A 6,212-nucleotide genomic window follows, 5' to 3' on the forward strand; every position below is an offset into this window, starting at 1 on the left:
GATTCCATTGCCCAGTCGCTGGCCTTTCTGAAGATTCAGGTGAAACTGATGCGCGATGCCGTTGGGTCGGGCGATTCTGCCGAAATCCAGGGCGTACTCGATGAGATTTCCACCGGCGTGAACGAAAGCTATGGCGATGTGCGAGAGTTGCTGATGCACTTCCGCACACGCACAAACGCCGAAGACATCGAACCCGCACTGATCACCACCCTACGCAAGTTCGAACTCCAGAGCGGGATAAAAGCATTGCTTACTCTTCAGGGGCACGGCATGCCCCTGGCGCCGGACATGCAGATTCAGGTGCTGCATATTCTCAAGGAAGCGTTATCGAATGTTCGAAAGCACGCCAAAGCCTCTCAAGTCGGCCTCAACGTACAGCAACGCCCGGTCTGGCGTTTTGAAGTGCGTGATGATGGCATCGGTTTCAACGTCAACGACGATCAGCTCGACGAATCGCATGTGGGCTTGCGCATCATGAATGAACGAGCCCAGATTCTTGGTGCCGATCTGGAGGTTCGATCCACCCCGGGTCATGGCAGTTCCATCATTCTGACGTTGCCACCGGCAAGCGCCAGATCGTCAGAGGCCTCGGAAACCAAAGGAGTTGCAGCATGAACATTGAATCCACTCCGTCCGATTTGCCACCCATTCGCCTGCTGGTCGTCGACGACCATACACTCTTTCGCCGCGGCCTGACCGCGCTTCTTGCGCGCGACCCTCAGTTGAAAGTCGTCGGCGATGCAGCAGACGCCGACGAAGCCCTGCGCAAGGCACGGGAACTTCAGCCCGATATCATTCTGCTGGACAATCACATGCCGGGCGTTAGCGGCGTCGATGCCTTGCCAGGACTATCGGACGTGGCACCCGCCGCCCGCATACTGATACTGACTGTCAGTGAAGATGAAGATGACCTCGCCGCCGCCTTGTGCGGTGGCGCGGTCGGCTACTTGCTGAAAACCACCGAAGGCGATGCCTTGACCGCAGCAATCAAAAGTGCCATGCAGGGCGACAGCGTCATTGCACCGGAAATGATGGGCAAGCTGGTGGCGGCCTACCGGGGAATTGCCTCGGGCGGGAGTTCGAATGCCGCTTCCGGATCAGCGAAATCTGAAGTCACTGGGACTGGAACGGCACAGACGAGTGCAGCACTTGACAGCCTGTCCCCGCGAGAACTCGATGTCTTGCGGGGTATCGCACGTGGCGCCAGCAACAAGGAAATAGCGCGCGAATTCGACATTGCCGAAACTACCGTCAAGATTCACGTCCAGCACGTTCTGCGCAAACTTGACGTCAGTTCGCGTGTTCATGCCGCGGTTATCGCATCCGAGAGCGGTCTGCTTTGATCCAAATCAAGTAACTGCGCCATCAAACCGGGCCTAGTTCTTCAGAACTAGGCGAGCCGCGCGGAAACTAGTTCCATATACCCGTCAGGATGCGTCTACAGGAGGATTCTCCTTCGGGCTTGCCACCTCTAAATTAACGTTAGGTTAACAAAGGGGTTTGGCATGACTAAGAAGGGGCAAGCACTCTCGATTCTGATGGTCAGCACACTTGCATTCACGGTGTGCTTCATGGTCTGGATGATGTTCGGCGTGATCGGCATCCCGATCAAAAAGACTCTTGGTCTCAGCGCGACCGAATTCGGACTGCTGACGGCCATGCCGGTGCTCAGCGGTTCGCTGATCCGCGTGCCACTGGGCATCTGGACGGACAGGTACGGCGGCCGCATCGTGATGACCGTTCTCATGGCCGTCACCGTGCCGGCGATCTGGCTGATGGCCTACGCCACACAGTTTTGGCATTACCTGGTCATCGGTCTGGTGCTGGGTCTGGCTGGCGGTTCGTTCTCGGTCGGCACGCCCTATGTGGCACGCTGGTTCCCGAAGAATCAGCAAGGCTTTGCCATGGGCATTTACGGCGCGGGCAACTCGGGAGCCGCCGTCAACAAATTCCTTGCGCCGGCTCTGGTTGTTGCCTTCGGGTGGACCATGGTACCGCTGGTCTATGCCGCAATCATGGCCGCGACGGTCGTTCTCTTCTGGTTTTTCAGCTATAGCGATCCGGCACACCTCGTGACGCAGAATACGTCCTTCCGGGAACAGCTCAAGGTTCTGAAAGATCCCAAGGTTCTGAAGTACTGCCAGTTCTACAGCATCGTCTTTGGCGGCTATGTCGCCCTGGCCTTGTGGATGGTGCAGTACTACGTCGGCGAATTCGGGCTGGATATCCGGACTGCCGCCCTGTTGGCCGCCTGTTTCTCGTTGCCGGGCGGAGTATTGCGCGCCGTCGGCGGCTGGATGTCGGACAAGTGGGGTGCGCACAGCGTGACCTGGTGGGTGATGTGGGTGAGCTGGATTTGCCTGTTCCTCTTGAGCTACCCGCAAACGGACCTGACCATAATGACGACCTCGGGACCCGTGTCTTTCCACATCGGGCTGAACGTCTATCTGTTCACGATCCTGTTGTTCCTCCTGGGCATCTGCTTCGCCTTCGGCAAGGCCAGTGTCTTCAAGTACATCAGCGACGAGTATCCCCACAACATCGGCACGGTCAGCGGCGTCGTCGGTCTGGCCGGTGGCCTCGGCGGTTTCGTGCTGCCGATCATGTTCGGCGGGTTGATGGATCTGACCGGAATCCGTTCCAGCGCTTTCATGCTGATGTACGGCGTCGTCTGGGTGTCGCTGATCTGGATCTACTGGACCGAGAACCGTCACCAGGAATCCGCTGACCACAAGGCCGCTGCAGCCGGCGCGCACAACTAATTTTGCCCTCAAGAAAGCACATCATGACAAACAAATCGCATACCGGAGCTGACATCGCCGATTGGCGCCCGGAAGACAACGACTTCTGGGAGTCAACCGGAAAGCGCATCGCCTACCGCAACTTGTGGATTTCGATTCCGGCCCTGCTTTGCGGCTTCGCCGTCTGGGGCATGTGGGGCATCATCACCGTGCAGATGCTCAATCTGGGCTTTCCCTTTTCCCAGGCCGAATTGTTCACGCTGACAGCGATCGCCGGCATCGCCGGCGCCACGATGCGCATCCCGGCATCGTTCCTGATTCGTCTGGCCGGCGGGCGCAATACCATCTTTCTGACGACGGCGATGCTGCTGGCGCCGGCGATCGGCACCGGTATCGTGCTTCAGCACAAGGACTGGCCGCTGTGGGCCTTCCAGCTGATGGCGCTCTGGTCGGGTGTGGGCGGCGGCAACTTCGCGTCGTCGATGTCCAACATCAGCACATTCTTCCCGAAGCGCTTGCAAGGTACCGGGCTGGGTTTGAATGCCGGCCTGGGCAACTTTGGCGTGACGACGATGCAGGTAGTAATTCCGCTGGTAATGACGATGGGTCTCCTGGGCAGCTTTGGCGGCGAGCCGATGACACTGGTCAAGGATAGCGGCTGGATCTTCGGCAAGATTCCCGCCGGCACGTCGACCTGGATCCAGAACGCCGGCTTCGCCTGGGTGCTGTCGCTGGTTCCGCTATCGATCCTGTGCTGGTTCGGGATGAACAACCTGAAGACGATATCGCCAGCCACCGGCAACCCCATCGTGGCTTTCGCCAAGATCACCTACCTTTACACGCTGGCCTTCGTACCCTCGATCTTGATGCTGTACCTTTATCTGCCACCGCCCACCGGGCTGGGCCTGCTCAACATGTGGGTGGCCATTCCGCTGGATATCGTTCTCGCTCTGCTGGTGATGAAGATTGCCGCCTTCGGTCCGATGAAGGAGGGCGTGGCCAAGCAGTTCGCGATCTTCGGCAACAAGCATACGTGGTCGATGACTATCCTTTACATCGTCACCTTCGGCTCGTTTATCGGCTTCTCGATGGCGCTGCCACTGTCGATGAAGGTGATTTTCGGTGTCAGCCATGTGCCCGACGCCGCCGGCGTGATGCAGCACACGGCAAGCAACCCGAACGCACCAGCGGTGCTGGCCTTTGCCTGGATCGGCCCCTTCGTCGGCGCACTGATCCGCCCTGTGGGCGGCTGGGTCTCCGACAAGGTCGGCGGCTCGATCGTCACGCAATGGGTCTCGGCGGCGATGGTGCTGGCCTCGGTGGCGGTGGGCTACGTGATGATGCAGGCCTACCAGTCGGCGACACCCGAGCAGTACTTCCTGCCGTTCATGCTGCTGTTCATCGTGCTGTTCGCGGCCAGCGGCATCGGCAACGGTTCGACCTTCCGCACCATCGGCGTCATCTTCGACCGGCAGCAAGCCGGCCCGGTGCTGGGCTGGACGTCGGCAGTCGCCGCCTATGGTGCCTTCATCGCGCCGGTGGTCATCGGCCAGCAAATCAAGGCCGGCACGCCGCAGGCGGCGATGTACGGTTTTGCGGTGTTCTATGCATTGTGCCTGCTGCTCAACTGGTGGTTTTACCTGCGTGCAAACGCTGAAATCAAGAACCCCTGAACCTGTTTGATCGATTACCCGGAGAACCCTCATGAGCCACTTTCTCGATCGACTCAGCTATTTTTCGCAGCCCAAAGAGCCGTTTTCCGGTGACCACGGCGTCATCAACGGTGAAGACCGAACCTGGGAAGACGCCTACCGCGACCGCTGGGCACACGACAAGATCGTTCGTTCCACGCACGGAGTGAACTGCACCGGTTCCTGCTCGTGGAAGATCTACGTCAAGGGCGGTATCGTCACCTGGGAAACCCAGCAAACCGATTACCCGCGCACCCGCTGGGACATGCCCAATCACGAACCTCGCGGCTGCGCACGCGGCGCCAGTTACAGCTGGTACCTGTACAGCGCGAACCGCGTCAAATACCCGCTGATCCGCGGCCGCCTGCTCAAGCTCTGGCGCGAAGCCCGTCTGTCGCATGAACCGGTCGATGCCTGGGCTTCGATCATGCAGGCTGACGAGAAACGTCGGGAATACCAGAGCGTGCGTGGCCAGGGCGGCTTTGTGCGCGCCAATTGGGACGAAGTGAACGAAATCATCGCCGCGGCCAACGTGCATACGATCAAGAAGCATGGCCCGGACCGCGTCATCGGCTTCTCGCCGATTCCGGCCATGTCGATGGTTTCCTATGCTGCCGGTAGCCGCTACCTGAGTCTGATCGGCGGCGTCTGCATGAGCTTTTACGACTGGTACTGCGACCTGCCACCGGCCAGCCCGCAAATCTGGGGCGAGCAGACGGACGTGCCCGAATCGGCCGACTGGTACAACTCGAACTACATCATCGCCTGGGGCTCCAACGTGCCGCAGACGCGCACGCCGGACGCCCACTTCTTCACCGAAGTGCGTTACAAGGGCACCAAGACGGTTGCCGTTACCCCGGACTACTCGGAAGTTGCCAAACTTTCCGACATCTGGATGAAGCCCAAGCAGGGCACCGACGCCGCCGTGGCGATGGCCATGGGCCACGTCATCCTGAAGGAGTTCTACTTCCCCGACGGCGGCAAGCCGCGTAGCGAATACTTCGACAACTACGTCCGCCGTTACACTGACATGCCGATGCTGGTAATGCTCAAGGAGCATAAGTTACCGAATGGCGAAACCGTGATGGTGCCGGACCGCTACGTGCGCGCCTCCGATTTCGACGGCGCATTCGGTGCAAGCAACAACCCCGAATGGAAGACTGTGGCACTGGACGAGTCGGGCGAAGTCGTGCTGCCAAACGGCGCGATCGGTTTCCGCTGGGGGCCGGATGGCCGCGCCGACGCGGGTCAGTGGAACCTCCAAGCCAAAGAGGCCAGCAAGGGTTCCGATGTCAAACTGAAGCTCTCGGTGATGGAAGGCAAGAATCCAAGCACGGATACAGCCAAGGTGGGTTTCCCCTACTTCGGCGGCATCGAAAGCGAGCATTTCCCAAACAACGCCAGCGGCGCAGCAAGCAACAATGTCCTGGTACGCACGGTGCCGGTGCAAAGCGTCTCGTTGGGCAAGACCGGTGGCAAGGTGCTGGTAGCCACCGTGTTCGATCTGCAAGTGGCGAACTATGGCGTGGCCCGCGGCCTGCCGGGTGAACTGGCGGCCAAGGACTTCGACGATGACACGCCGTATACGCCGGCCTGGCAGGAACGCATCACCGGTACGCCACGCGAGCAGCTCATTACGGTGGCCCGTCAGTTTGCAGACAATGCCGACAAAACCAAGGGCCGTTCGATGGTCATCATCGGCGCGGCGATGAATCATTGGTATCACAGCGACATGAACTACCGCGGCGTCATCAACATGCTGATGATGTGCGGCTGCATC

Annotated in this window: 5 protein-coding genes; all 5 read left to right on the forward strand. The window is 59.6% G+C overall.

Annotation, left to right across the window (positions count from 1 at the left end):
- The coding region (locus PROAA_RS08095) for a sensor histidine kinase (RefSeq protein ID WP_245664209.1) at window positions 1-615 on the forward strand (615 nt) is incomplete at its 5' end.
- Window positions 612-1,343 carry a response regulator gene (locus tag PROAA_RS08100; protein ID WP_186410864.1) on the forward strand — a complete coding sequence of 244 codons (732 nt, stop codon included), beginning with the start codon at window positions 612-614 and terminating at the stop codon, window positions 1,341-1,343. The genes PROAA_RS08095 and PROAA_RS08100, both read left to right, overlap by 4 nt.
- 162 nt (window positions 1,344-1,505) lie before the next feature.
- Complete coding sequence (locus PROAA_RS19280; protein WP_186410865.1) at window positions 1,506-2,762, forward strand: MFS transporter; 1,257 nt, start codon at window positions 1,506-1,508, stop codon at window positions 2,760-2,762.
- A 122-nt stretch (window positions 2,763-2,884) separates the two neighbouring features.
- Complete coding sequence (locus PROAA_RS19285) at window positions 2,885-4,414, forward strand: MFS transporter (protein WP_425394002.1); 1,530 nt, start codon at window positions 2,885-2,887, stop codon at window positions 4,412-4,414.
- 31 nt (window positions 4,415-4,445) lie between these two features.
- The coding region (locus PROAA_RS08115; RefSeq protein WP_186410867.1) for a molybdopterin-dependent oxidoreductase at window positions 4,446-6,212 on the forward strand (1,767 nt) is incomplete at its 3' end.

Source organism: Candidatus Propionivibrio aalborgensis, assembly GCF_900089945.1.
GTDB classification, from domain to species: domain Bacteria; phylum Pseudomonadota; class Gammaproteobacteria; order Burkholderiales; family Rhodocyclaceae; genus Propionivibrio; species Propionivibrio aalborgensis.

Excerpts from the sequence above, each read along its gene's own strand:
- PROAA_RS19280 (WP_186410865.1), top strand. The coding sequence starts at position 1,506 with ATGACTAAGAAGGGGCAAGCACTCTCGATTCTGATGGTCAGCACACTT.
- PROAA_RS08100 (WP_186410864.1), top strand. The coding sequence starts at position 612 with ATGAACATTGAATCCACTCCGTCCGATTTGCCACCCATTCGCCTGCTG.